Annotated in this window: 22 protein-coding genes; 9 read left to right on the forward strand and 13 right to left on the reverse strand. The window is 70.9% G+C overall.

From position 1 onward, the window contains the following. Window positions 1–60: 60 nt before the first annotated feature. The 3 genes from ABT137_RS20150 (at window position 61) to ABT137_RS20160 (ending at window position 1,907) form a co-directional block, all read left to right on the forward strand. Window positions 61–657 carry a 50S ribosomal protein L25/general stress protein Ctc gene (locus ABT137_RS20150; protein ID WP_351710650.1) on the forward strand — a complete coding sequence of 199 codons (597 nt, stop codon included), beginning with the start codon at window positions 61–63 and terminating at the stop codon, window positions 655–657. 104 nt (window positions 658–761) lie between these two features. Then, window positions 762–1,364, forward strand: a complete 603-nt coding sequence (gene pth, locus ABT137_RS20155) for an aminoacyl-tRNA hydrolase (protein WP_351710652.1) — start codon at window positions 762–764, stop codon at window positions 1,362–1,364. A gap of 54 nt (window positions 1,365–1,418) precedes the next feature. Next, window positions 1,419–1,907, forward strand: coding sequence for a hypothetical protein (locus ABT137_RS20160; protein WP_502984550.1), 489 nt, complete (start codon window positions 1,419–1,421; stop codon window positions 1,905–1,907). Window positions 1,908–1,973: 66 nt separating this feature from the next. On the opposite strand, the gene ppc is transcribed toward ABT137_RS20160, so the two are convergent. Further along, window positions 1,974–4,706, reverse strand: coding sequence for a phosphoenolpyruvate carboxylase (ppc, locus tag ABT137_RS20165; RefSeq protein WP_351710656.1), 2,733 nt, complete (start codon window positions 4,704–4,706; stop codon window positions 1,974–1,976). A gap of 308 nt (window positions 4,707–5,014) precedes the next feature. Between ppc and ABT137_RS20170 the strand changes: the two genes are divergently transcribed. Continuing rightward, entirely contained in the window at window positions 5,015–6,025 is a 1,011-nt protein-coding gene (locus tag ABT137_RS20170; RefSeq protein WP_351710658.1) for an acyl-CoA desaturase, read from the forward strand. Next, window positions 6,022–6,696 (forward strand): TetR family transcriptional regulator, encoded by a 675-nt coding sequence (locus ABT137_RS20175; RefSeq protein ID WP_351710660.1) that lies wholly within the window; start codon window positions 6,022–6,024, stop codon window positions 6,694–6,696. The genes ABT137_RS20170 and ABT137_RS20175 overlap by 4 nt, the downstream gene beginning before the upstream one ends. 27 nt (window positions 6,697–6,723) lie before the next feature. Here the strand turns inward: ABT137_RS20175 and ABT137_RS20180 are convergent, their stop codons facing one another. From ABT137_RS20180 to ABT137_RS20190, 3 genes are all read right to left on the reverse strand, one after another. Further along, on the reverse strand, window positions 6,724–6,897 hold the full coding sequence (locus ABT137_RS20180; protein ID WP_351710662.1) for a CsbD family protein: 174 nt from the start codon (window positions 6,895–6,897) through the stop codon (window positions 6,724–6,726). A 77-nt stretch (window positions 6,898–6,974) separates the two neighbouring features. Further along, complete coding sequence (locus ABT137_RS20185; protein ID WP_351710664.1) at window positions 6,975–7,337, reverse strand: VOC family protein; 363 nt, start codon at window positions 7,335–7,337, stop codon at window positions 6,975–6,977. Further along, on the reverse strand, window positions 7,337–8,152 hold the full coding sequence (locus ABT137_RS20190) for a trans-aconitate 2-methyltransferase (RefSeq protein WP_351710666.1): 816 nt from the start codon (window positions 8,150–8,152) through the stop codon (window positions 7,337–7,339). The genes ABT137_RS20185 and ABT137_RS20190 overlap by 1 nt, the downstream gene beginning before the upstream one ends. Window positions 8,153–8,241: 89 nt before the next feature. On the opposite strand from ABT137_RS20190, the gene ABT137_RS20195 reads away from it, so the two are divergent. Beyond that, window positions 8,242–8,739, forward strand: a complete 498-nt coding sequence (locus tag ABT137_RS20195) for a MarR family winged helix-turn-helix transcriptional regulator (protein WP_351710668.1) — start codon at window positions 8,242–8,244, stop codon at window positions 8,737–8,739. On the opposite strand, the gene ABT137_RS20200 is transcribed toward ABT137_RS20195, so the two are convergent. Beyond that, window positions 8,698–9,465: a LuxR C-terminal-related transcriptional regulator gene (locus ABT137_RS20200; protein WP_351710670.1), complete on the reverse strand. Its 768-nt coding sequence runs from the start codon at window positions 9,463–9,465 to the stop codon at window positions 8,698–8,700. The genes ABT137_RS20195 and ABT137_RS20200 overlap by 42 nt on opposite strands. A gap of 261 nt (window positions 9,466–9,726) precedes the next feature. On the opposite strand from ABT137_RS20200, the gene ABT137_RS20205 reads away from it, so the two are divergent. Then, entirely contained in the window at window positions 9,727–10,185 is a 459-nt protein-coding gene (locus ABT137_RS20205; protein WP_351710672.1) for a GNAT family N-acetyltransferase, read from the forward strand. A 3-nt stretch (window positions 10,186–10,188) separates the two neighbouring features. Here the strand turns inward: ABT137_RS20205 and galK are convergent, their stop codons facing one another. From galK to galT, 3 genes are read right to left on the reverse strand one after another with little or no spacing between them, the layout of a single operon-like run. Further along, entirely contained in the window at window positions 10,189–11,346 is a 1,158-nt protein-coding gene (galK, locus tag ABT137_RS20210; protein WP_351710674.1) for a galactokinase, read from the reverse strand. Then, a complete protein-coding gene (gene galE, locus ABT137_RS20215) occupies window positions 11,347–12,315 on the reverse strand; it encodes a UDP-glucose 4-epimerase GalE (protein WP_351710676.1) in 969 nt (322 codons plus the stop codon). It abuts the gene before it with no gap. Continuing rightward, window positions 12,315–13,373: a galactose-1-phosphate uridylyltransferase gene (gene galT / locus ABT137_RS20220; RefSeq protein WP_351710678.1), complete on the reverse strand. Its 1,059-nt coding sequence runs from the start codon at window positions 13,371–13,373 to the stop codon at window positions 12,315–12,317. The genes galE and galT overlap by 1 nt, the downstream gene beginning before the upstream one ends. Before the next feature lie 125 nt (window positions 13,374–13,498). On the opposite strand from galT, the gene ABT137_RS20225 reads away from it, so the two are divergent. Together ABT137_RS20225 and ABT137_RS20230 are read left to right on the forward strand one after the other, a co-directional pair. Then, window positions 13,499–15,223 (forward strand): sodium:solute symporter family protein, encoded by a 1,725-nt coding sequence (locus tag ABT137_RS20225; protein ID WP_502984551.1) that lies wholly within the window; start codon window positions 13,499–13,501, stop codon window positions 15,221–15,223. Window positions 15,224–15,250: 27 nt separating this feature from the next. Next, on the forward strand, window positions 15,251–15,565 hold the full coding sequence (locus ABT137_RS20230) for a hypothetical protein (RefSeq protein ID WP_351710680.1): 315 nt from the start codon (window positions 15,251–15,253) through the stop codon (window positions 15,563–15,565). 82 nt (window positions 15,566–15,647) lie between these two features. Here the strand turns inward: ABT137_RS20230 and ABT137_RS20235 are convergent, their stop codons facing one another. The 5 genes from ABT137_RS20235 to ABT137_RS20255 form a co-directional block, all read right to left on the reverse strand. Continuing rightward, a complete protein-coding gene (locus tag ABT137_RS20235) occupies window positions 15,648–16,340 on the reverse strand; it encodes a helix-turn-helix transcriptional regulator (protein WP_351488141.1) in 693 nt (230 codons plus the stop codon). Window positions 16,341–16,543: 203 nt separating this feature from the next. After that, window positions 16,544–18,235, reverse strand: coding sequence for an outer membrane protein assembly factor BamB family protein (locus tag ABT137_RS20240; RefSeq protein WP_351710682.1), 1,692 nt, complete (start codon window positions 18,233–18,235; stop codon window positions 16,544–16,546). A 79-nt stretch (window positions 18,236–18,314) separates the two neighbouring features. Further along, window positions 18,315–20,054: an outer membrane protein assembly factor BamB family protein gene (locus tag ABT137_RS20245; RefSeq protein ID WP_351710684.1), complete on the reverse strand. Its 1,740-nt coding sequence runs from the start codon at window positions 20,052–20,054 to the stop codon at window positions 18,315–18,317. A gap of 262 nt (window positions 20,055–20,316) precedes the next feature. Beyond that, a complete protein-coding gene (locus tag ABT137_RS20250; RefSeq protein ID WP_351710686.1) occupies window positions 20,317–22,131 on the reverse strand; it encodes an ABC-F family ATP-binding cassette domain-containing protein in 1,815 nt (604 codons plus the stop codon). A gap of 49 nt (window positions 22,132–22,180) precedes the next feature. Continuing rightward, window positions 22,181–23,437 carry an ankyrin repeat domain-containing protein gene (locus tag ABT137_RS20255; protein ID WP_351710688.1) on the reverse strand — a complete coding sequence of 419 codons (1,257 nt, stop codon included), beginning with the start codon at window positions 23,435–23,437 and terminating at the stop codon, window positions 22,181–22,183. Window positions 23,438–23,500 lie beyond the last annotated feature (63 nt).

A 23,500-nucleotide genomic window follows, 5' to 3' on the forward strand; every position in this document is an offset into this window, starting at 1 on the left:
AGCAGGCCGTTCGTGGCCGGGTGACCACGTCCGTATCTACCTCTACGAGGAGTGATCACCATGTCCGAGGTGAAGATCGCCGCCGAGTCGCGCACCGAGTTCGGCAAGGGTGCCGCGCGCCGTATCCGTCGTGACAGCAAGGTCCCCGGTGTCCTGTACGGCCACGGTTCGGACCCGATCCACCTGACCCTGCCGGGCCACGAGCTGCTGCTCGCGCTGCGTACGCCGAACGTCCTGATCTCCCTCGACATCGACGGCAAGTCGAACGAGCTGGCGATCCCGAAGTCCGTCGTGCGTGACCCGATCAAGGGCTTCCTGGAGCACGTCGACCTGCTGCTGGTCAAGCGCGGCGAGAAGGTCAACGTCGAGATCCCCGTGCACACCGAGGGCGAGCTGGCCGCGGGCGGCAACCTGCTGGAGCACGTGCTCAACGCGCTGCCGGTCGAGGCCGAGGCCACCCACATCCCCGAGGCCGTCACCGTCTCCGTCGAGGGCCTGGAGGCCGGTGCGTCCGTCCTCGCCAAGGACATCACGCTGCCGTCCGGTGTGACGCTGGCCGTCGACGAGGACGCGGTCGTCCTCCAGGTCTTGGCCGCGCAGGCGGAGGAGGCGGCTGAGGGCGCCGAGGGCGAGGCCGCGGAAGCGGCTGAGGCCTGAGCCGTCGGTTCAGGTGCCGTCTGCTGAATAGGCGCCGGCGAGCAGTCAAGCAACGGTCAGCCGCCGTTCCCCCGGGAGCGGCGGCTGGCGCGTATCAAGGAGAGATGGACGTGACGACCCCCGCAGGCGCCCCCTGGCTGATCGTCGGGCTCGGTAATCCCGGGCCCGAGTACGCGATGAACCGGCACAACGTCGGGTTCATGGTCGCGGACCTGCTCGCCGACCGGATCGGCGGGAAGTTCAAGCGGGCCGGGAAGGCTCAGGCGCAGGTGGTGGAGGGGCGGCTCGGGGCGCCGGGGCCGGGCAGCCGGCGGGTGATCCTGGCGAAGCCGATGTCGTTCATGAATCTCTCCGGCGGCCCGGTGAACGCGCTGCGCGACTTCTACAAGGTGCCGGTCGCCAACATCGTCGCGGTCCACGACGAGCTGGACATCGACTACGGCGTGCTCCGCCTGAAGCTGGGCGGCGGCGACAACGGGCACAACGGGCTGAAGTCGATGACGAAGGCGATGGGCGCGGACTATCACCGGGTGCGGTTCGGGATCGGGCGGCCTCCGGGGCGTATGCAGGTCGCCGACTTCGTGCTGAAGGACTTCTCCTCGACCGAGCGCAAGGAGCTGGACTACTTCGCGGACCGGGCCGCCGACGCGGTGGAGGCGCTGGTCACCGAGGGGCTGGAGCGGGCGCAAAGCTCGTACAACTCCTGACTTGTCCCCCAGGGCAGTTGACCGGCCGTAGGGACATGGCCAATGATCCCGGCCATGCCTGCTGCCTCCGCCGCCTCCTCCCGTACGGCCTCGGTCAACGCGTTGCGTGTCGTGTCGATGGGTGCGGTCGCCGTGCTGATCCTGGTCGCCGGGGTGTGGGGGTCGTGGGGCACCGCGCAGGACGTGATGCTGACGAAGGGCAAGGAGCGGGGCACGGTGACGGTTGCGGCGTGCGGTGCCGACACCTGCACGGGGCCGTTCGCGCCCGCCTCGACCGGCGCGTCGAAGCGCGCGAGTGTCGTCCTCGACAAGTCGGTCGGGGTGCGCAAGGGGCAGACGTACGACGTGATCGTGAAGCCCGGTACCGGGGATGTGGTCCGGTCGGGCCCGGCCGGGGTCCTGTACGCCTGGGTGCCGCTCGGCGGTGCGCTGCTGCTGGCGTCGGTGGTGGTGGCCGGGGGGCTGCGGCTGAGGCGGGTGGCGTGGGTGCTGGGGGGTTCGGGGATCGCGCTGCTCACGGCGGCGTTCGCCGCGTTGCAGTGAGCTGTGCCGGAAACGACCGGTGCCCCGGGGTGTACGACCCCGGGGCACCGTCATGTCCGACAGCCGTCAGCCGGTGTTGCGCAGGCCCGCCGCCACGCCGTTGACCGTGAGGAGCAGGGCGCGGGCGAGCAGCGGGTCGGCCGGCTCGCTCGCTGCCGCCGCGTCGCGCTGGCGCTTGAGCAGGGTGACCTGGAGGTAGGAGATCGGGTCCAGGTAGGCGTCGCGGATGGTGAAGGTCTGCTTGAGGACCGGGGTGGCGTCGAGGAGTTCGGCCTCGCCGGTGATCTTCAGGACCTCGGCGACGGTCAGGGCGTGCTCTTCGCGGATCGTGTCGAAGACGTGCTTGAGCTCGTCCGGGACGAGGGTGTCCACGTAGTGCTGGGCGATCCGCAGGTCCGTCTTGGCGAGGGTCATCTCGACGTTGGAGACGAAGTTCCGGAAGAAGTGCCACTGTTCGTGCATCTCGTCCAGGACGGTGTCCAGGCCCGCCTCGCGCAGTGCCTTGAGGCCGGAGCCGACGCCGAACCAGCCGGGGACGATCTGCCGGGACTGGGTCCAGCCGAACACCCAGGGGATGGCGCGCAGGCCGTCGAGCGAGACGCCGGAGCCGGGGCGGCGGGAGGGCCGGGAGCCCAGGTGCAGGTCGGCGAGCTGGTCCACCGGCGTCGACGCGAGGAAGTACGTCGGCAGGTCGGGGTCCTCCACCAGGCGGCGGTAGGCCGCGTGGGCGGCGTCGCTGACGACGTCCATGGCGGCGTCCCAGCGGGCCAGGGCCTCCCCCGACTGGCGGGGGGCCGTGTGCAGGGCGGAGGCCTGGAGGGTCGCCGCGACCGTCAGTTCGAGGTTCTCCCGGGCCAGGGACGGGATCAGGTACTTGTCGGAGATGACCTCGCCCTGCTCGGTCACCTTGATCTCGCCCTCCAGGGTGCCCCAGGGCTGGGCGAGGATCGCGTCGTGGGAGGGGCCGCCGCCGCGGCCGACGGTGCCGCCGCGGCCGTGGAAGAGGCGCAGCCGGACGCCGTAGCGGTGGGCGACGTCGCGCAGCCGGCGCTGGGCGCGGTGGATCTCCCACTGGCTGGTGGTGATGCCGCCGAACTTGGAGGAGTCGGAGTAGCCGAGCATGACCTCCTGGACGTCTCCGCGCAGTGCCACCAGGCGGCGGTACGACGGGTCGGAGAGCATGTCCTCCAGGATGGTGTCGGCGGCCTTGAGCTCGTCGGTGGTCTCCAGGAGCGGCACGATGCCGACCTTGGCCCAGCCGGCGTGCAGGTCGACCAGGCCGGCCTCGCGAGCGAGGACGGCGGCGGCGAAGACGTCGTCGGCGCCCTGGCACATGGAGATGATGTACGACTCGACGACCTCGGGGCCGAAGATCTCCAGGGCCTTCTTCACGGTCTCGAAGACGCCGAGGGTCTTGGCGCCGGCCGCGTCGACGGGTGCCGGGGTCGGGGCCAGCGGCCGACGCGACCTGAGCTCCTTGGCGAGGAGCTTGGCGCGGTACTCGCGGGGCATGTCGGCGTAGCGCCAGGACTCCTCGCCGAGGCGGTCGAAGAGCTGGCCGAGGGCGTGGTGGTGGGCGTCGGCGTGCTCGCGGACGTCCATGGTGGCGAGCTGGAGGCCGAACGCGGCGAGGGTGCGGATCGTCCGGGCCAGGCGGCCGTCGGCGAACAGGCCGCCGCGGTGTTCGCGCAGGGAGGCCTGGATCAGGCGCAGGTCGCCGAGGAGCTCGGCGGTGCCGAGGTAGTCGCGGCCGGGTTCGTGCGGGGTGCCGGTGGCCAGGCGCTGCTTGGTGTTGGTCAGCTTCTGCCGGATGCAGGTGGCCTTGAGGCGGTAGGGCTCCTCGGCGTTGAGGCGCTTGTAGCGGGGGCTGATCCCGGGCAGCCGCTCCAGATCGGCCCGCAGGGACTCCAGCAGCTCCTCGGTGGCACCCGTGTAGCGGATGGAGTTGGACAGGAAGCCGCGGAGTTCGTCGATCATCTCCACGGCGTCGTTGATGCCGTGCTCGTGCTGGAGGATCAGGACGTCCCAGGTGACCTGGGGGGTGACGTTGGGGTTGCCGTCGCGGTCGCCGCCGATCCAGGTGCCGAAGGTCAGCGGCCGCGTGTCGTCGGGGAGCTTGACGCCGACCCGCTCCAGTTCCGCAGTGAGGTCCTCCAGCACGTCTCCCACCGCGTCGGCGTGCAGCTCGTCCAGGTAGTAGATGGCGTTGCGGGCCTCGTCGGCGGGCTCCGGGCGGACGACGCGCAGCTCGTCGGTCTGCCAGACGAGGTCGATGTTCTCGGCGAGGCGGATGTCGGTGCGGCGGCGGTCGGACTCGATGACCGGCGTGTCCAGGAGCGCGGCGATGCGCCGGAGCTTGTTGAGGACCGAACGGCGCGCGGCCTCGGTGGGGTGGGCCGTGAACACCGGGCGGACGTTGAGGTTCTGCACGGTCTCGCGCAGGTGCTCGGGGTCGGCGTCCTTGAGCCGGTCGGCGGTGCGGGCGAGCAGGCCGCCCTCGGCGGCGCGGCGGGCGCGCAGCTCGCGGCCGCGGTGCACCTGCTCGGTGACGTTGGCAAGATGGAAGTAGGTGGAGAAGGCGCGGACCAGCTTGGCGGCGGTCTCCAGTTCGGTGCCGCGCAGCAGTTCGGCGGCGGCTTCGCCATCCTCGCGGGTGAGGCGGCGGACCTTCTCGACGAGCTCCAGCAGCTCGGGGCCCTCCTGGCGGACGAGGGTCTCGCCGAGGAGGTCGCCCAGTCGGCGGATGTCGGCGCGCAGCTCACTGCTGGTCGTGGTGGTCTGGTCGTCGGCACTGCTCACAGGTGCGGCTCCTTGCAGTGTTGAAGCTCGTCTGGAGGGAACCCGTCCGTCGGCCGGGCGGCAGGTGGAGCCTGTCCGCATAGCGGCCGGACATCAGGGAAGGAAACAGAGCGGACCGCGCTGTCCGACCGACTCCAAGGATAGGTGTCCATGAGGACGCGCAGGTGCTGGGGCTCTTGCCGTGAGACGCCCCGCTGCCATACTTACGTCGCCGTAGGTTACGGAACCGTAGGGAAGCTCCTTTGCCGTCCCGTTCGGTCACCGCGGATCGGCGCCTCTCTCAACCCTCGACCCCACAGGGGACGCGCATGACCTCGTCTAGTTCCGATGTGATCGAAGACCCCCGGAAGGCGGCCGACACCGCGACCCCGTCCGCCACCCTGGGGGGTGAGCGGAAGGGTTCGCTGGAGCAGATCACCCTGCTGCTGTTCATCGTCGTGCCGTTCCTCGCGCTGCTGGCGGCGGTGCCACTGGCGTGGGGATGGGGCGTGAGCTGGCTCGACCTGGGCCTGATGGTGTTCTTCTACTACCTGGGCTGTCACGGTGTGACGATCGGTTACCACCGTTACTTCACCCACGGTTCCTTCAAGGCGAAGCGGCCGCTGCGGATCGCGCTGGCGGTCGCGGGGTCGATGGCGGTGGAGGGGCCGCTGGTGCGCTGGGTGGCCGACCACCGCAAGCACCACAAGTTCTCCGACGCGGAGGGCGACCCGCATTCGCCGTGGCGGTACGGCGAGACCGTGCCGGCGCTGATCAAGGGCCTGTGGTGGGCGCATATCGCCTGGATGTTCGATGAGGAGCGGACCCCGCAGGACAAGTACGCGCCGGATCTGGTCAAGGACCCGGCGATCCGGACGATCTCCCGCCAGTTCATCTACTGGACCGTCGTCTCCCTGGCGCTGCCGCCGCTGATCGGCGGCCTGGTGACGATGTCCTGGTGGGGCGCGTTCACCGCCTTCTTCTGGGGTTCACTCGTCCGGGTGGCGCTGCTCCACCACGTGACGTGGTCGATCAACTCGATCTGCCACGCGGTGGGCAAGCGGCCGTTCAAGTCGCGGGACCGGTCGGGCAACGTGTGGTGGCTGGCGGTCCTGTCCTGCGGCGAGTCCTGGCACAACCTGCACCACGCCGACCCGACCTCCGCGCGGCACGGGGTGGAGCGCGGCCAGATCGACTCGTCGGCGCGGATCATCCGTTGGTGCGAGCAGCTGGGCTGGGCGTACGACGTGCGCTGGCCGTCACGCTCACGTATCGATTCGCGCCGTAACACCGGGGAAGGCGGCTCCCCGCAGGGGGCGGAGGCCGCGAAGGCGGCATGATTGACGGCGTGGCGACCGACTCCAGCACCCCCAGTACCGACAAGCAGCGGCGGGCGCGTCGTACCCGTATGACCGGTGCGGAGCGCCGCCAGCAGCTGTTGGAGATCGGTCGCACCCTCTTCGCGGCGAAGGGTTTCGAGGGCACGTCGGTGGAGGAGATCGCGGCGAAGGCCGGGGTCTCCAAGCCGGTGGTGTACGAGCACTTCGGCGGCAAGGAGGGGCTGTACGCGGTGGTGGTCGACCGGGAGATGCGGCGCCTGCTGGACATGGTGACCGGTTCCCTCACGGCCGGGCATCCGCGGGAGCTGTGCGAGCAGGCCGCGTTCGCGCTCCTCGACTACATCGAGGAGTACACGGACGGGTTCCGGATCCTGGTCCGGGACTCCCCCATCCCGCAGTCGACGGGTTCCTTCGCGTCCCTCATCTCGGACATCGCGACCCAGGTGGAGGACATCCTGGGCCGGGAGTTCAAGAGCCGCGGCTTCGACCCCAAGCTGGCCCCGCTGTACGCGCAGGCGCTGGTGGGGATGGTCGCGCTGACCGGCCAGTGGTGGCTGGACGTGCGCCGCCCGAAGAAGGCGGAGGTCGCCGCCCACCTGGTGAACCTGGCCTGGCACGGCCTGGACGGCCTGGAGCAGAAGCCGCGGCTGATAGGGCACCGCAAGGCGTGAGCCCGGTGCGCGGTGCGCTCGGTGCGCTCAGTGCTTGAAGGTGTCCTTCGCCTTCTCCTTGGCCTGGCGGGCGTCGCCCTTCGACTGCTCCAGGCGTCCTTCGGCCTCCATCGGCAGGTCGCGCGTGACGCGTCCGCCGACCTCCTTGGCCTTGCCCTTGATCTGTTCCTTCTTGGCCTTGGCCTTCTGCTCTCGTGCCACAGCCGATCACTCCTCACCGGTCGTACTCGGATCTCGGTACTCCGGGTAACCGTGACCGGGCCGGGGCAAACGGCGGCTCAGCGCACGGGTTCCAGGAACTCCAGGCGGTTGCCGACGGGGTCCTGGGAGTAGAAGCGGCGGTGTCCGGGGAGGTCGTGGTCCCAGGTGACGGGGGCGCCGCCGGCTTCGAGCCGTTCGGCACAGGCCTCGATGTCCGTGACCCGCAGTCCCGGGTGGGCCTGCAGGGCGGGGCGGAAGGCCGCCTCGACCCCGAGGTGCAGGTGCACGGTCCCGGCCCGGAACCAGCAGCCGCCGCGGGCCGCGAGCACGGGCGGCTTGGGGATCTCGGTCATGCCGAGGAGATCGACGTAGTAGGCACGCAGCAGGTCCTCCGAGCCCGGCGGTACGGCGAGCTGGACGTGGTCGAGGGCGGTGAGCATCAGACGTCCTCCTTGCGGGCGACGGCGAACAGGCGGCGGAAGGGCAGGACCGTGCCGTAGGGGGCGCTCGGGTAGGCCTCGCGCAGCAGGTCGCGGTAGTCGGCGACGAAGGCGTCCCGGGCCTCGGGATCGTCGCCGAGGGCGGTGAGGGCGGGGCGCAGCCCGGTGCCCTTGACCCAGTCCAGGACGGGGTCCTCGCCCGTCAGGACGTGCAGGTAGGTGGTCTCCCAGACGTCGGTGGCGCAGCCGAGGCGGGCGAGCCGGTCGAGGTAGGCGGCGGGCGGGTGGACGGAGTCCTCGTGGCGCAGCACGTCGGCGAGCCGGGCCTTCCAGCGGGGTGTGGCGGCGAGCTCGCGCATCAGGGCGTGCAGGGGCGCGTCGATGTTGTTCGGCACCTGGAAGGCGAAGGTGCCGCCGGGAGCGAGCGCGTCGAGCCAGTCGGCGAAGCGGTCGAGGTGGCCGGGGACCCACTGGAGCGCCGCGTTGGACACGATCAGGTCGTACGGCCGTTCGGGCGCCCAGGTGCGCAGGTCGGCGTGGGCGAAGTCGAGGCGGCCGCCGCCGGGGGTGGGTCCTGCGTGGTCGACCTCGGCCTTGTCGAGCATCGCGGTCGAGTTGTCGTAGCCGGTGATCCGCGCGGTGGGCCAGCGGTCGGCGAGGACGGCGGTGACGTTGCCGGGGCCGCAGCCGAGGTCGGCGATGGCCGGGGGGTCGCCGGGGAGGGCCGGGACGTGGGCGAGGAGGTCGGTGAAGGCGCGGGCGCGGTGACCGGAGTGACGGAGGTACTGGGCGGGGTCCCAGGCAGGAGTCGTCATGTCCTCCACCTTCCCCGCCCAGATATCTCGATGTCAAGAGACTCGATATCAAGAGACTTCATGTCGACACAACCACTACACTGATCGCCATGGAGGACGAGGTCGATCGGCTGGTCGCTGCGTGGCGCCGGGAGCGCCCGGACCTCGACGTGGAACCGCTAGAGGTGCTCAGCCGGGTGAGCCGGCTGGCGCGGCACCTGGACCGGGCACGTCGGCTGGCCTTCGCCGAGCACAGCCTGGAGCCCTGGGAGTTCGACGTGCTGACCGCGCTCAGGCGCGCGGGCACGCCGTACCAGCTCTCCCCCGGGCAGCTGCTGACCCAGACCCTGGTCACCTCGGGGACGATGACCAACCGCATCGACCGGCTGGCCAAGAAGAGCCTGGTCGAGCGCCTGCCGGACCCGAGCGACCGGCGGGGCGTACTGGTACGCCTGACCACCGAGGGCCAGGACCGCGCGGACCAGGCCCTGGCAGGCCTCCTCGACCAGGAGCGGGCGATCCTCGGCGAGCTCTCCCCCGCCCAGCGGGCCGAACTCGCCGGACTGCTACGCCAGTTGACCGCCCCGTTCGACAACATCCCCGGCTAGGTCCGCCGGCCCCACCCCGGCCCGCCGCGCCAGCGCGACCGCGGCCAGGGTGGAGTGGACGCCCAGCTTGCCGAGGACGTTCTGCATGTGGGTGCGGACGGTGTGCGGGGACAGGAAGAGGCGCTCGGCGACCGCCTTGCGCCCCAGGCCCGCCACCATGCACCGGAGCACTTCCCGCTCCCTCGGCGTGAGGGACTCCACGAGCCGTTCGCTCTCGGTGCGGTGCTTGCGGGCCGCCGTCAACTCCCGCAGGACGCCCGTGAGCAGGGCGGGCGGCAGATGCGTCTCGTCGCGCAGCACGCCCCGGATGACGTTGAGCAGCCGGGAGAGCGAGCAGTCTTTGGCGACCCAGCCGCAGGCGCCGGCCTGCAGGGCCAGGGCCGCGCGCCGCGGGTCGTCCTTCTCGGCGAGGACGACGACCCGGACGGCCGGATGGGCCGAGCGGACACCGGCGACCAGCGATATGCCGTCGACCAGCCCCTCCGCGTTGGCCTCCTGCACCGGCACGGCCGCCCGGCCGCCCGGCAGTTGACCGCCCAGGTCGGCGTCGACGAGCAGCACGTCGTAGCGGCGGCCCTCGGCGACCGCGCGCTCCAGGCAGCGCAGCGCGGCCGGACCGCTGCCGGCCGCGGACACGTCGACGTCGGGCTCGGCGGCCAGTGCGGCCGCCAGCGACTCGGCGAAGATGCGGTGGTCGTCGACGACCAGGACTCGGATGCGAACCACGAAACCCCCTTCCCCAGTGCTCTTCACGAGCCGGGGATACCCCAAGGTCCGGAGAACGACGAACCGTGCGGACACGACACCCGCGAGAGGACGGAACCGCACGACCGCCGCCGTGCCTGAACTGCTACCCCCACCGCGGGCGTCGTATCCGACTTGTCTCGCCCCCTGATCGGTGCCGGCCCCCACCGGCACTGCTCATCAGAGTACGACCGGTCGCCGTGAGCGGAAGGCAATTTGCAGAACTGCCCGGCCGACGCGTTTATGGTGTGCCGCATGTTTCGTATTGAGGCGGAAGTCGACAAGGAACGACGCGATCTGCTCCGCGCGCGGCTGCTGGCCACCAACACGGCAGCATCTCCGGTCCTGGCCGCGCTGCGCGGCACCCCGGCCGAACGCGAAGTGCCGCTGCACCTCTGGGCGATGGACGAGAGTTCGGGTGACATGGCCGGCGGTCTGGTCGGGCACAGCTGGGCGTCCTGGCTGCACGTCACCTACCTCTGGGTGGACGCCCGCCACCGCGACACGGGCCTCGGCGGGAGCCTCCTCGCGGCGGCCGAGCGCATCGCCCGCACCGACCGCGGCTGCACCGCGGCCCGCCTGGAGACCTGGGACTTCCAGGCCCCGGAGTTCTACAAGAAGCAGGGGTACGAGGTGGTGTGCGTGATCCCCGACTATCCGCCGGGGATCACGGAGTACACGCTGACGAAGCGGCTGGGCTGAGCCTCAGCTCTCCCGGCGGGCGCCCGCCGACGGCACCGCCTCGAAGACCCGCGGGGCCTTGAAGCCGGCCGCCGCGAAGGCCTCCTCGACCGCCTTCGCGATCGTGTCGACGTCGGCGGCCTCCGCGAGGACGATCGCCGAGCCGCCGAAGCCGCCGCCGGTCATCCGGGCGCCCAGCGCGCCGGCCGCGTTCGCCGCCTCCACGACCAGGTCCAGCTCGGGGCAGGAGACCCGGAAGTCGTCGCGGAGGGAGGCGTGCCCCTCGGTGAGGACGGGCCCGATGGCACGGGTGTCGCCCGCTTCGAGGAGGGCCACGACGCGCTCGACGCGGTGGTCCTCGGTGACGACGTGCCGGACCAGGCGCCGTACCTCCGCCTCGTCGCCGAGGCGTTCCAGCGCGGACTCCAGGTCGTCGTAGGCGATGTCCCGCAGCGCGTCCACGCCCAGCAGGGCCGCGCCCTTCTCGCAGCCGGCGCGGCGCTTGCCGTACTCGCCGCCGCTGTGGGCGTGCTTGACCTGGGTGTCGACGACCAGCAGGCGCATGCCCTCGGCCGCGAGGTCGAAGGGGATCTGCTTCTGCGAGAGGTCGCGGGTGTCCAGGAACAGGGCGTGGCCCTGCTCGCAGCAGGCCGACGCCGTCTGGTCCATGATGCCGGTCGGCGCCCCGACGTAGACGTTCTCCGCACGCTGACAGAGGCGGGCCAGCTGCCAGCGCTGCAGGCCCAGTTCGAAGAGGTCGTTGAGGGCGAGGGCGATCACCACCTCCAGGGCCGCGGAGGAGGACAGGCCCGCGCCGGTCGGGACGGTGGAGGCGAGGTGCACGTCGGCGCCGGTGACCGGGTGGCCGGCCTCCCGCAGCGCCCAGACCACGCCCGCCGGGTACGCCGTCCACTCCTGGTCGGTGCCGGGTTCCAGGGCGTCGAGGGAGAGCTCGACGACCCCGCCCTCGACGTCGGAGGAGTGCAGCCGCAGCACGCCGTCGGTGCGGCGGGCGACGGCGGCCGTCGCCGCGTGCGGCAGCGCGAACGGCATCACGAAGCCGTCGTTGTAGTCGGTGTGCTCGCCGATCAGGTTGACCCGGCCGGGCGCCGCCCAGACACCGTCGGGAGCCGTGCCGTACAGCTCCTCGAAGGCGCCTGCGACCTGCTGTGCTGCCCCCACTTACCGCTCCCTTGCTGTGCTGATGCGCTGCGCGAACTCCCAGGCGTCCGCGACGATCCCCGCGAGGTCCGCGCGGGTCGGGTTCCAGCCCAGCTTCTCGCGGGCGGTGGCCGCCGAGGCGACCAGGACGGCCGGGTCGCCGCCCCGGCGCGGGGCCACGACCTCGGGGATCGGGTGGCCGGTGACCTGCCGGACGGTCTCGATGACCTGGCGGACCGAGAAGCCCTCGCCGTTGCCGAGGTTGCAGATCAGGTGCTCGCCGGGCTGCGCGGCCGTCAGGGCCAGCAGGTGGGCGTCGGCCAGGTCGGCGACGTGGATGTAGTCGCGGATGCAGGTGCCGTCGGGCGTCGGGTAGTCGTCGCCGAAGACGGAGATGGCCTCGCGCCTGCCCTGGGCGACCTGGAGGACCAGCGGGATCAGGTGCGACTCGGGGTCGTGGCGCTCGCCCTGCGCGCCGTACGCCCCGGCCACGTTGAAGTAGCGCAGGGAGACCGCGCCCAGGCCGTGCGCGGCGGCCTCACCGGTGATCATGTGGTCCACGGCGAGCTTGGTGGCGCCGTAGGGGGAGGTGGGGGCGGTCGGGTCGGTCTCGGTGATCGGGGTGTGGACGGGCTCGCCGTAGGTGGCCGCCGTGGAGGAGAAGACGAGCTTGCGGACGCCGGCCTCGCGCATCGCGGCGAGCAGCGCCATGGTGCCGCCGACGTTGTTGTCCCAGTACTTCTCGGGCTTCACGACCGACTCGCCGACCTGGGAGAACGCGGCGAAATGCAGCACCGCGTCGTAGGAGGGGTCCAGCCACTTGGCGGCGTCGCGGATGTCGCCCTCGACGAAGGCGGCGCCCGCCGGGACGCCCTCGCGGAAGCCCGTGGACAGGTTGTCGAGGACGGTGACCTCGTGGCCCGCCTCCAGCAGGTGCTGGGCAACCACGCTGCCGACGTATCCTGCCCCGCCCGTCACCAGGTACTTCATCAACTCGCTACCTCTCGCAGTCGCTCGGCCGCGCGCTCCGGCGGCACGTCGTTGATGAACACGCTCATGCCTGACTCGGAACCCGCGAGAAACTTCAGCTTGCCGGACGTTCGGCGGATGGTGAAAAGCTCCAGGTGCAGCGCGAAGTCGTCGCGCGTGACACCGTCGAACTCCTCCAGCGTCCCGAACGGCGCCTGGTGCCAGGCGGCGATGTAGGGCGTGGGAGGCTCACCCTCACCGAAGATACGGTCGAAGCGCCTCAAGAGTTCCAGATAAACCTGGGGGAACTCTGAGCGTGCCGCCTCGTCGAGGCCGAGCAGGTCGGGGACCCGGCGCTTCGGGTACAGGTGGACCTCGTAGGGCCAGTGTGCGGCGTACGGCACGAAGGCGACCCAGTGTTCACTCTCAAGGACGACCCGCTCGTCGGCGAGTTCACGCGCCAGCACGGCGTCGAAGAGGTTCTCCCCGCCGGTGGCTTCCTTGTGCGTTGCGAGTGAACGCAGCATCAGGGCGGTGCGGGGGGTGGTGAAGGGGTAGGCGTAGATCTGGCCGTGCGGGTGACCGAGCGTCACGCCGATCTCCTCGCCGCGGTTCTCGAAGCAGAACACCTGCTCGACGGAGGGGAGATGCGACAGCTCCGAGGTCCGGTCGGTCCACGCGTCGAGGACGAGACGCGCCTGCTCCTCGGTGAGGCTCGCGAAGGACGCGTCGTGGTCCGAGGTGAAGCAGACCACCTCGCAGCGCCCGGAGTCGCCGGCCAGCGAGGGGAAACGGTTCTCGAAGACCACGACGTCGTACGACGAGTCCGGGATCTCGCTCAGCCGGTCGCCCTTGGTCGGGCACAGCGGGCACTGGTCGGCCGGCGGGTGGTAGGTGCGGCCCTGCCGGTGCGAGGCGATCGCGACCTGGTCGCCGAGCAGCGCGTCCCGGCGGATCTCCGAGGTGGTGTGCGTCCGCTCCAGCGGGCGGCGGTCCACCGCGTCCCGCACGGTGTCGTCGCGCAGGTCGTAGTAGATGAGTTCGCGACCGTCGGCCAGCCGGGTCGAGGTCTTCTTCACTGCGGACTCCCATTGATCGAGCCAGCCAACCATCAAACAGAACCGAACACACCAAAACACAACTCACCACCCCAGTCAACATCGCAATCAATCAAGGTGAGACAACGAAAGTGTTGAATTACTGGGTGCAGAACCCCACAGATGCGCCCGTATCCCCCACATACCTCGCGACAGACCTCACCACGGACCTCGCGGCGGGGCTGCGGCTCCCGACCAACGGCCTGGACTACACGATCCTGGCGATCTACTTCGTCGTCGTCCTGGGCATCGGCTTCGCGGCCCGCCGCTCGGTGAAGACCAGCCTCGACTTCTTCCTCTCCGGACGGTCGCTGCCCGCCTGGATCACCGGTCTCGCGTTCATCTCGGCGAACCTGGCCGCCACCGAGATCCTCGGCATGGCCGCCAACAGCGCGCAGTACGGCGCGTACACCGTGCACTGGTACTGGATCGGCGCCATTCCGGCCATGGTCTTCCTGGGCCTGGTGATGATGCCCTTCTACTACGGCAGCAAGGTCCGCTCGGTCCCCGAGATGCTGCTGCTCCGCTTCGACAGAGCCGCACACCTGCTCAGTTCGATCCTGTTCGCCTTCGCGGCCATTCTGATCGCCGGTGTGAACCTGTACGCCCTGGCGATCGTGGTGGAGGCGCTGCTGGGCTGGCCGCAGTGGGTGGCGATCGTGGTGGCCGGCGCGTTCGTGCTGGCGTACATCACCCTCGGCGGTCTCTCCTCGGCCATCTACAACGAGGTGCTGCAGTTCTTCGTGATCCTGGCCGCCCTCATCCCGCTGTCCGTGCTGGGCCTGAAGAAGGTCGGCGGCTGGGACGGCCTGGTCGACAAGCTCACCGCCACCCACGGCCGCAACTTCACGACCGCCTGGGGCGGCACCGGCATCGGCTCCGTCAACCCGCTCGGCGCGAACTGGCTGACCATCGTCCTCGGCCTCGGCTTCGTGCTCTCCTTCGGCTACTGGACGACGAACTTCGCCGAGGTGCAGCGGGCCCTGTCGGCGAAGAACCTGTCCGCCGCCCAGCGCACCCCGCTGATCGCCGCCTACCCGAAGATCTTCATCGTCTTCCTGGTGATGATCCCGGGCCTGGTCGCCGCCGCGCTGGTGCCGGACATCGGCACGTCCGGCTCCGACCTCCAGTACAACGACGCGATCCCGTACCTGATGTCACAGCTGCTGCCCAACGGCGTGCTCGGCATCGCGGTGACCGGGCTGCTGGCCGCCTTCATGGCCGGTATGGCGGCCAACGTGTCGTCCTTCAACACCGTGTTCACGACGGACATCTGGGCGAAGTACGTGGTGAGAGGCCGGGAGGACGGCTACTACGTGCGCTTCGGGCGGCTCATCACGGCGATCGGCGTCTGCGCGTCCATCGGTACGGCGTTCCTGGCGTCGTCGTTCTCGAACATCATGAGCTACCTCCAGACGCTGTTCTCCTTCTTCAACGTGCCGATGTTCGTCGTCTTCATCGTCGGCATGTTCTGGAAGCGGGCCTCGGCGAAATCCGGCTTCTGGGGGCTGCTCGCGGGCACCGTGACCGCGATGGTCAACTACTTCGTCCTCTACAAGAGGGGCATCATCGGCATCCCCACCGACCAGGGCGCCAACTTCGTCTCCGCGATCGCCGGGTTCGTCGCCGGCGCGGTCGTGATGGTGATCGTGTCCCTGTTCACCGCACCCAAGCCGGAGGCGGAGCTCGCGGGCCTCGTCTACGGCACGCGCTCCCCCGGCATGACGGAGGCGCCCGCGCCGGGCGACGAGGCCTGGTACCGGCGGCCGGCGCTGCTGGGCTGGGGTGCGGTGATCCTGGCCGCCGCCTGCTACATCCCGTTCTCGTTCTAGTCCCGGTCGCGGGAGGATGGAGAGACCATGACCGACGACTCCGGGCAGTCCGGATTCCACTACTCCGAGCAGGACGTCCAGCGCGAAGTCACCGAGCTGGAGGGGCGGTCCACGACCGCCGCGCGGATCTTCGATCTGCGGCGGATCATCGGGGGGCTGTTCGTGCTGTACGGGATCATCGTCACGATCACCGGGATCACGGACTCGCAGGCCGAGATCGACAGGGCACAGGGGATCAACATCAACCTGTGGACCGGGATCGGGATGTTGTTGCTGGGGGTGTTCTTTCTGGTGTGGCTGTGGCTGCGGCCGGTGCCTCCGGCGGAAGAGGCCGATGACTGATTCGGTTGTGTTTTGGCCGCAGGGGCGTGGGGGCTGGTCGCGCCCGCGCGGCGGAGCCGCAAATTGATACAGCCCCGCGCCCCTAAAGGGGCGCTTCTGTGCCGCCGTTCAGAGGTCCCGCTCGATCCAGTAGCCCGGTACGCGCGGCCAAGGCCGCCGCCTCCAAGCGCGACCCCACCCCCAGCTTCATGAGCACCCTCTGCACATGCGTCCGGGCCGTGCTCGGGGCGATGCCCATACCCGCGGCGATCAGGCGGGTGTCCTCGCCGTCCGCCACCCGTACCAGGACCTCCACCTCCCTCGGGGTGAGCATCTGGAGGAGGCGCTGGCCCTCGTCGTCGGGCTGGGCCGCCGGGTTGAGGAGTTCGCCGAAGGCGCCCTGGAGCAGGGCGGGTGCCACGGCGGCCTCCCCGGCCCGCGCCTTCATGATCGCCCGCTCGACGCCCTCTATCCGCTCGTCGTGCCGTACGTACCCGGAGGCGCCCGCGGCGAAGGCCGCCGCGATGCCCCGCGGAGAGGGCACCGGGCCCAGGACCAGGACGGCGACCTGCGGACGCTCCCGCTTGATCTTCACCACCGGGTCGAAGATCCCCGGCTCGGCCGGTGTCGCGGTACCGAGCAGGCACACCTCGGGTGCCCGTGTGATCACCAGCTCGGCCGCGCCCGCCGCCGGTGCCGCCGCCGCGAGCACCCGGTGGCCGCGCAGTTTCAGCGCCGAGGCCAGCGCCTCCGCGAGCAACCGGTGGTCGTCGACCACCATGAGCCGCACTCCCATAGAGCAACCCCCCAGTCCCCCCAATGGATGCCCCACTATGGATGCCCACTGGTCCGCATGGACAGAGGGCCCCCCGGCACCCCGTCCTTCATGCCCCCGGAAGCTACACGCTTGTTCGACGTTGCGCTGCCCCTACTGATGAGAAGTGCCCCGGATCGGAGGAATCTCTGGGTTTTCTCGTATTCGCGGGTGAAGAGCGCGTATCAGCCACCCGCACCGAACGCGGTGACCAGGTACTCCTTGGCCGACGACGAGGACGTGGGGGCGTGGGCGTACGCGGCGGACAGGTAGAGGTGCCCCTGGGAGTAGCGGACCTCGGCGTAGTCGGGCGACATGGTGGTCTCCACGGCCTTGACCGCCGTGGTCACCGGGTTCTCCAGCAGCCTGGTCTCCTTGAACGAACCGCCGTCGATGCTGACGACCTGAGCGCCCTTGTCGTACGGCGCGTTCTTGTACGCGATCACATCGGGGCCGTCCATGCGCAGGGGCGTGATCGTGTAGTTGTCCCCGGCGTCGGCGCGCTGGCCGGTCTGCTTGCCGGTGCCCAGGTCGAAGGCGACGATCTCGTTGGTCTTCGTGTAGTCCCCGTCGCCGTCGTGCCGCTCGGTCGCCAGGTACAGCCTGTCGTTGCCGACCACCACTCCCGTGCACTTCTCCAGTTCGTAGATGCCGTCGCAGCGGGCCGCGTAGGAGCTGCCCGGCGTGGAGATACGAGTGCGCAGTGCGCCGGTCCTGTTGTCGATGGAGAAGACGTCCGAGAAGCCGCTGCCGTCGCCGGCGCTGTCGTTGACGTCGGCGGCCACCACCAGCGGATCGGTCGACACGACGCTGGCGTAGTCGATGCCCGAGGTCATCCTGTACTCGGAGAGCACCTTGCCGGAGGCCGGGTCGAGGGTCTGGATGTGCAGCTGGCCGGCGTCACCGCTGCCGCACCTGCGGACCGCGACCAGCTTGGCGCCGCCGCCGTAGCCGGCGTCGTAGCAGCTGTCGCCCGCCTTCGGCTGCCAGCGGACCTTGCCGGAGGCGAGGTCGAAGGCGGCGCCACCGCTGGAGCCGCCGACCGCGACCGTCTGCTGAGCGACCGTCACGTTGTCGAAGTTGACCGGGACATCACCGGACTTGATCGTCTGGGTCCAGAGCTTCTTACCGGTGTTCAGGTCGATCGCGGCGACCCGGGTGCAGCCGGCCGTGGAGCCCTTTGCCGGCATCTTCGGCTGGAAGACGACCGCGGTCCGGCCGTCGGCGCTGACGTGCCCGGTGGCGCGGCAGACCGGGCCGGAGAGCGGGACCGTCCACAGCTTCGCGCCCGAGTCGGGGTCGTAGCCGGTGATCTGGGCGATGCCGCTCTTCGCGTACACCTTGTCGGTGAGCCAGGAGCCGGCGGTGACGGTGGTGTCCTTCGCCGTGGGCAGCGGGACCTGGAAGAGGACCTTGGAGGTGGTGTCCGCGGGCACCTTCTCGGTCCCCTTGCCGTTCTTGCCGCCGTTCGCGTCCTGGCCGCCGGTGCCGCCGCCGCTGGAGTGCGCCGTGTCGTCCTTCTTGCCGTCTCCGCCGGAGGACTTGGCGTACCAGATGCCGCCGCCGACGATCAGTGCGATGGCGACGACCGCGGCGACGACGATGAGCAGCGCGGCGTTGTTGCGGCCTGGGCCGGGAGCGGGGCCGCCCGGTTGGCCCGGCTGGCCGCCCGGGTAGCCGTAGCCGGGCTGGGGCGGCTGGTTCGGGTAGCCGTAGCCGGGCTGCTGGGCGTACGGGTTCGGGGGCTGCTGCGGGTAGCCGTAGCCCGGCTGGGGAGCCGGCGGCTGCTGCGGGTAGCCGTAACCCGGCTGGGGCTGAGGGGCGCCGTAACCGGGCTGCTGCGGAGGCTGGTTGGGCGGCGGGGGCGGCTGGGTCATGGCGGAAATACCTCGGGGGACGGCGCGTGAGACGGCTGGGACGGCGTGGACTGCGGGACGGCTCGGGGCGGGGCCCCGCTCAGTTGCCGAAGGCCATCATCAGCTTCTCCTTCGCGTCGTCGCTGCCGGTCAGCCGCGTGGAGGAGAGGTAGAAGCGGCCGTCGACCCAGTCGACCGCACCGTCGTAGAAGCCGCCCTCGATGTCGGCGGTGTGCTGCGGGTTCTGCAGCAGTCTGGTGGTGGGGTGGGCGGAGCCGGTGGTCGGGATCGACACGACCTGGCCGCCCGCGTCGTACGACGGCCGTACGTAGGCGACGAGTTTGCCGCCCTCGACCTCGACCGGGTACATCGACTCGTCCGTCGGGGACTTCACCCGCCACTTCGCCGTGCCGTCGGTGAGGCTGATCGCGACGATCTCGTTGGCGCTGCCGCTCACGTCCGTCGGCAGGTAGAGGGTGTTCGCGTCGGCGGCCACGCCCTGGCAGCCCTGCAGGTCACGGGCGAGGAGCGCCCAGCCGCACTGGGGCGCGAACTTCTCGTCGACCTTGACCTCGGAACGGAACGCGCCCTTGCCGTCCAGGACCGAGATGTTCCAGGCCTTCTTCTCCTCGTTGGTCATGTAGACCACGAGCGGGTCGACGGAGTAGGTCCGCTCGACCGACCAGCCCTTCTTCACCGGCTGCGTCCACTCGACCCGGCCGGTGGCCGGGTCGAGCTGCGAGATCTCGTCGTGCTCGGCGCTGCCGCCGGCGCCGCAGGACGCGACCTCGACCAGCCGGTCCGTGCCGCCCGCGAACGCCGTCGGGAAGCAGGACGCGCCGTACTCCTTCTTGTCGTACAACTTGTCGCCACTGCCGAGGTCGTACGCCGTGCCGGACTGGGAACGGCCCACCATCAGCGTCTTTCCGCTGATCGTCAGCTCGATGCTGAGTGCGCTGTCGAACAGCCCGCCGTCGGCGACGGCCGCGGTCCAGCCCTTCTTGCCCGTGTCGAGGTCGATCTCCTGCAGCTGGTTGCACTTGGCGCGGTCGCTGGTGCCGTTCATGTAGGCCACGACGACCTTGTCGTCCGCGGACTTCTGCGAGGTGACCGCGCAGATCTTCTGCGGGAACGTGATCGGGGCCCAGGCCGGGTCGCCGTTGCCCACCCGGTAGGCGAAGACCTGCTTGTACGCCGCCTTCACCGCCGTCTTCCCGGTGATCCACATGCCGGGCGCGTCGGCGCCGGAGGCGGGCGCGTCGGGTGCCGACTTGTACCAGAGCACCTTGGCCTCACCGGACTTGCGGCCCGCGTTGAGGTTCTCCGGGTCCGCACCGCCGGCGCCGCTGCCGTCACCGGGGTCGACCGGGGTGCCCGAGGACTTCGGATCGTCGGACTGCTGAGCGACCGGCTTCCTGCCGTCGTCCCCGCTGCCGGTCAGGGCGTACACCGTGCCGCCGACGACCAGCAGCCCCGCCACCGCGGCCGCGACGATCAACGCGGGCCTGCCCTTGAACGGGCCGCCGCCTCCGCCGCCGGGAGGCGGGGGCATCCCCGGCCCGCCGGGGTACTGCGGCTGCTGCTGGGGGTAGCCGTACCCGGGCTGCGGCCCGTACGGGCCCGGCGCGCCGTAGGGGCCGGGGGCGGGCTGCTGCGGGTAGCCGTAGCCGGGCTGGGGCTGGTGGGGCGGCTGGGGAGGGAGCGGGGGCATGCCCTGGGGCGCACCGAAACCGCCCTGCGCGGGCGGCTGTTGCGGGGCGCCGAATCCGCCGCCCGGCGACGGCTGGTCCTGCGGCGCTCCGAAAGCGCCCTGCGGCGGCTGGCCGGGCGGCTGGGTCATCAGCGTTCTTCCCCCTCGTTCACTGATTTTGAGCCACGCCTGAGCCGGGTGACGGACCCGCGGTCGCACTCAGGCAGTTCTCAGACTGACCTTTCTACCACCCGGCACCGACAGCCCACGGGCGCGCATCTGCCGCTGTTCCCAAGGGAGAACCGCCCCGTGATGCCACCGTTACGCGCCTTCACGCCCCCTTCACCGGGCCCGCGCAAGGGGGTTGCGCGCGGGCCCGAAGAGGGCTGATTCACGCCGGTGGGTGCGCCCGTTACGCGTCCTCCGCCAACTCCAGCCAGCGCATCTCCAGTTCCTCCCGCTCTCCGGACAGGTCCCGGAGCTGCGCGTCGAGTTCGGCGACCTTCGCGAAGTCCGTGGCGTTCGCGGCGATCTGGTCGTGCAGCTTGGTCTCCTTCTCGGAGATGCGGTCCAACTGCCGTTCGATCTTCTGGAGTTCCTTCTTGGCGGCGCGCTGGTCGGCGGCGCTGCGCTCGGCCGTGGCGGGCTTGGCGGCCGCGGCGGTGGCGGTGGCCGTGGCGGCGACCGCCTCCTCCATGCGCTGCCGGCGCTCCAGGTACTCGTCGATGCCGCGCGGCAGCATCCGCAGCGTGGCGTCGCCGAGGAGGGCGAAGACCCGGTCGGTGGTCCGCTCGACGAAGAACCGGTCGTGGGAGATCACGATCATCGAGCCGGGCCAGCCGTCGAGGACGTCCTCCAGCTGGGTGAGGGTCTCGATGTCGAGGTCGTTGGTGGGCTCGTCGAGGAAGAGGACGTTCGGCTCGTCCATGAGGAGGCGGAGGAGCTGGAGGCGGCGGCGCTCACCGCCGGACAGGTCGCCGACCGGTGTCCACTGCTTCTCCTTGTTGAAGCCGAACGTCTCGCACAGCTGCCCGGCGGTCATCTCCCGCCCCTTGCCGAGGTCGACGCGCTCGCGTACCTGCTGGACCGCCTCCAGGACCCGCGTGTTCGGGTTCAGTTCGGCGACCTCCTGGGAGAGGTAGGCGAGCTTCACGGTCCTGCCGACGGCGACCCGGCCGCCCGCCGGCTGCGCCTCGCCCTCCGTGCGCGCGGCCTCGGCCATGGCGCGCAGCAGCGAGGTCTTGCCGGCGCCGTTGACGCCGACCAGGCCGATGCGGTCGCCGGGGCCGAGCTGCCAGGTGACGTGCTTGAGCAGCACCTTGGGGCCGGCCTGGACGGTCACGTCCTCCAGGTCGAACACGGTCTTGCCGAGCCGGGTGGAGGCGAACTTCATCAGCTCGGAGCTGTCGCGCGGCGGCGGCACGTCGGCGATCAGCTCGTTGGCGGCCTCGACCCGGAAGCGCGGCTTGGAGGTACGGGCGGGCGCGCCGCGGCGCAGCCAGGCGAGCTCCTTGCGGACCAGGTTCTGCCGCTTGGTCTCCTCGGTGGCCGCGATCCGCTCGCGCTCCGCACGGGCGAAGACGTAGTCGGAGTAGCCGCCCTCGTACTCGTAGACGGCGCCGCGCTGCACGTCCCACATGCGGGTGCAGACCTGGTCGAGGAACCACCGGTCGTGGGTGACGCAGACGAGCGCCGAGCGGCGCTCGCGCAGGTGCCGGGCGAGCCAGGCGATGCCCTCGACGTCGAGGTGGTTGGTCGGCTCGTCGAGGACGAGGAGGTCCTGCTCCTCGATGAGCAGCTTGGCGAGCGCGATACGACGCCGCTCGCCACCGGACAGCGGCCCGATGACGGTGTCCAGGCCCTTGGGGAAGCCGGGCAGGTCCAGGCCGCCGAAGAGGCCGGTGAGGACGTCGCGGACCTTGGCGTTGCCGGCCCACTCGTGGTCGGCCATGTCGCCGATGACCTCGTGCCGGACGGTGGCCGCCGGGTCGAGGGAGTCGTGCTGGGTGAGGACGCCGATGCGCAGTCCGCCGGAGTGCGTGACGCGCCCGGTGTCGGCCTCCTCCAGTTTGGCGAGCATCCGGATGAGAGTGGTCTTGCCGTCGCCGTTGCGGCCCACCACGCCGATGCGGTCGCCCTCCGACACGCCGAGCGAGACGCCGTCCAGCAGGGCACGGGTGCCGTAGACCTTGCTGACGTTCTCGACATTGACCAGGTTGACGGCCATTTCACTCCTGCGCACGGGGGATGGATCGCCCATCCAGGGTAGTCGGAGGTCAGCCCTGGTCCTTCTGCTCCTTCTGGCGCCGCTGGTACCACCAGACCGCGGTCAGCGGCAACGAGTCGGCGTCCATGCCGGGCTCCAGGGGTCCGATACGGTGCTCGGCCGCCACGCAGCGCGGGTCGTCGCGGAGAGCGAGCGCCGCGACCGCGTACGCGCGCGTGCGCTGCCGCTCGTCGTGCGTGAGTTCCACCAGCACGTCCCCGATCGCCGGCCCGGGGCCTTTGTAGTGCCACAGCCAGAAGCAGGTCTGCTCGCGTACGCCGGGGTCCGGATCGCGGGCCAGGGCGAGAACGGCGGCCAGGCCCTCCGGGCGCAGCCCGTCCTCGTCGCAGTCCAGCAGCTCGGGCACCAGGCCGCGGATCCGGGGATCGGAGTGCGCGAGGCACGCCTGGCCGAGCGCGTCGGTCCCGGGGCCGCTGCGCCACGTCAACCCGTTGAGCAGGACGGCGAGCACGTCCGTGTCCCGCTCCCCCTCGGCCCAGGGAAGGAAGGCGAGGGCCCGGTCCTGAAGGGTGGGCTCGCGGCGCTGGGCGTCCGCGATGATCGTGCTCAGCAGCACGTCCGCGGCGAAGAGCCGGAGCAGCGGATCGGGGTCGCGGCCGAGCCGGGTGGCCTCGGCCCAGGTCTCGTCGTCCAGCCGCGCGCCCAGCGCCAGCATCGATGCCGCCCACACCTCGTGGTCGCGGTCCGGGCGGGTCAGGGCGCGCGCGAGCAGTTCGGCGAAGGGCGTGCGCAGCCGGAGCCTCGCCTCCAGGGCGGTGAGGAAGGCCGCGTGCCCGTCGCCCAGCGTCAGCCCGCCGAGGGTGAGCCGTTCGTGCCAGCAGCCGCTCTCGTCCTGCTGCCGGGCCCGGCCGACCGGGCCCGGCAGGCCGGTACGGCGCCGCAGTTCGGCCTCCGGGTCGATCACCGCCAGACGGCGGGCGCGGTCCAGCAGTTCCTCGCGCACCGGCCCGGGGTAGAGGGCCACCTCGGGGAAGACGGCCCAGGCCAGGCCTGGTGATCCGTGGTCCATCGCCCGCAGCAGCGGGGTGGTGCCGTCGGGCAGCCTCCGCAGCGGGTCGGCTCCGGCCTGCACCAGGGCCTCGGCGACCGGCTGGTCGTTGGCCGAGATCGCCCGGCACAGCACCGGCAGACCGCTGCTCCCGTCGGGGGCGTCCGGATCGGCGCCGGCGTCCAGAAGTTCCCCGACCTGTGCGGCGTCCCCGCGCCGTACGGCCGCGACGAGCCGGTCCGCGTCCCCCGTGCCCATGCCTGCGTTCCCCCTCCCCCGCCCGCGTCCGAAGCGGCCGAGGGAGCGGAGCCTAGAGCGACC

The sequence above is a fragment of the Streptomyces sp. NPDC001980 genome (assembly GCF_040296885.1).
GTDB lineage: Bacteria > Actinomycetota > Actinomycetes > Streptomycetales > Streptomycetaceae > Streptomyces.

Excerpts from the sequence above, each read along its gene's own strand:
- ABT137_RS20150 (WP_351710650.1), top strand. The coding sequence starts at position 61 with ATGTCCGAGGTGAAGATCGCCGCCGAGTCGCGCACCGAGTTCGGCAAG.
- pth (WP_351710652.1), top strand. The coding sequence starts at position 762 with ATGGACGTGACGACCCCCGCAGGCGCCCCCTGGCTGATCGTCGGGCTC.
- ABT137_RS20160 (WP_502984550.1), top strand. The coding sequence starts at position 1,419 with ATGCCTGCTGCCTCCGCCGCCTCCTCCCGTACGGCCTCGGTCAACGCG.
- ABT137_RS20170 (WP_351710658.1), top strand. The coding sequence starts at position 5,015 with ATGACCTCGTCTAGTTCCGATGTGATCGAAGACCCCCGGAAGGCGGCC.
- ABT137_RS20175 (WP_351710660.1), top strand. The coding sequence starts at position 6,022 with ATGATTGACGGCGTGGCGACCGACTCCAGCACCCCCAGTACCGACAAG.
- ABT137_RS20185 (WP_351710664.1), bottom strand. The coding sequence starts at position 7,337 with ATGCTCACCGCCCTCGACCACGTCCAGCTCGCCGTACCGCCGGGCTCG.
- ABT137_RS20190 (WP_351710666.1), bottom strand. The coding sequence starts at position 8,152 with ATGACGACTCCTGCCTGGGACCCCGCCCAGTACCTCCGTCACTCCGGT.
- ABT137_RS20195 (WP_351710668.1), top strand. The coding sequence starts at position 8,242 with ATGGAGGACGAGGTCGATCGGCTGGTCGCTGCGTGGCGCCGGGAGCGC.
- ABT137_RS20205 (WP_351710672.1), top strand. The coding sequence starts at position 9,727 with ATGGTGTGCCGCATGTTTCGTATTGAGGCGGAAGTCGACAAGGAACGA.
- galE (WP_351710676.1), bottom strand. The coding sequence starts at position 12,315 with ATGAAGTACCTGGTGACGGGCGGGGCAGGATACGTCGGCAGCGTGGTT.
- ABT137_RS20230 (WP_351710680.1), top strand. The coding sequence starts at position 15,251 with ATGACCGACGACTCCGGGCAGTCCGGATTCCACTACTCCGAGCAGGAC.
- ABT137_RS20235 (WP_351488141.1), bottom strand. The coding sequence starts at position 16,340 with ATGGGAGTGCGGCTCATGGTGGTCGACGACCACCGGTTGCTCGCGGAG.
- ABT137_RS20240 (WP_351710682.1), bottom strand. The coding sequence starts at position 18,235 with ATGACCCAGCCGCCCCCGCCGCCCAACCAGCCTCCGCAGCAGCCCGGT.
- ABT137_RS20245 (WP_351710684.1), bottom strand. The coding sequence starts at position 20,054 with ATGACCCAGCCGCCCGGCCAGCCGCCGCAGGGCGCTTTCGGAGCGCCG.
- ABT137_RS20250 (WP_351710686.1), bottom strand. The coding sequence starts at position 22,131 with ATGGCCGTCAACCTGGTCAATGTCGAGAACGTCAGCAAGGTCTACGGC.
- ABT137_RS20255 (WP_351710688.1), bottom strand. The coding sequence starts at position 23,437 with ATGGGCACGGGGGACGCGGACCGGCTCGTCGCGGCCGTACGGCGCGGG.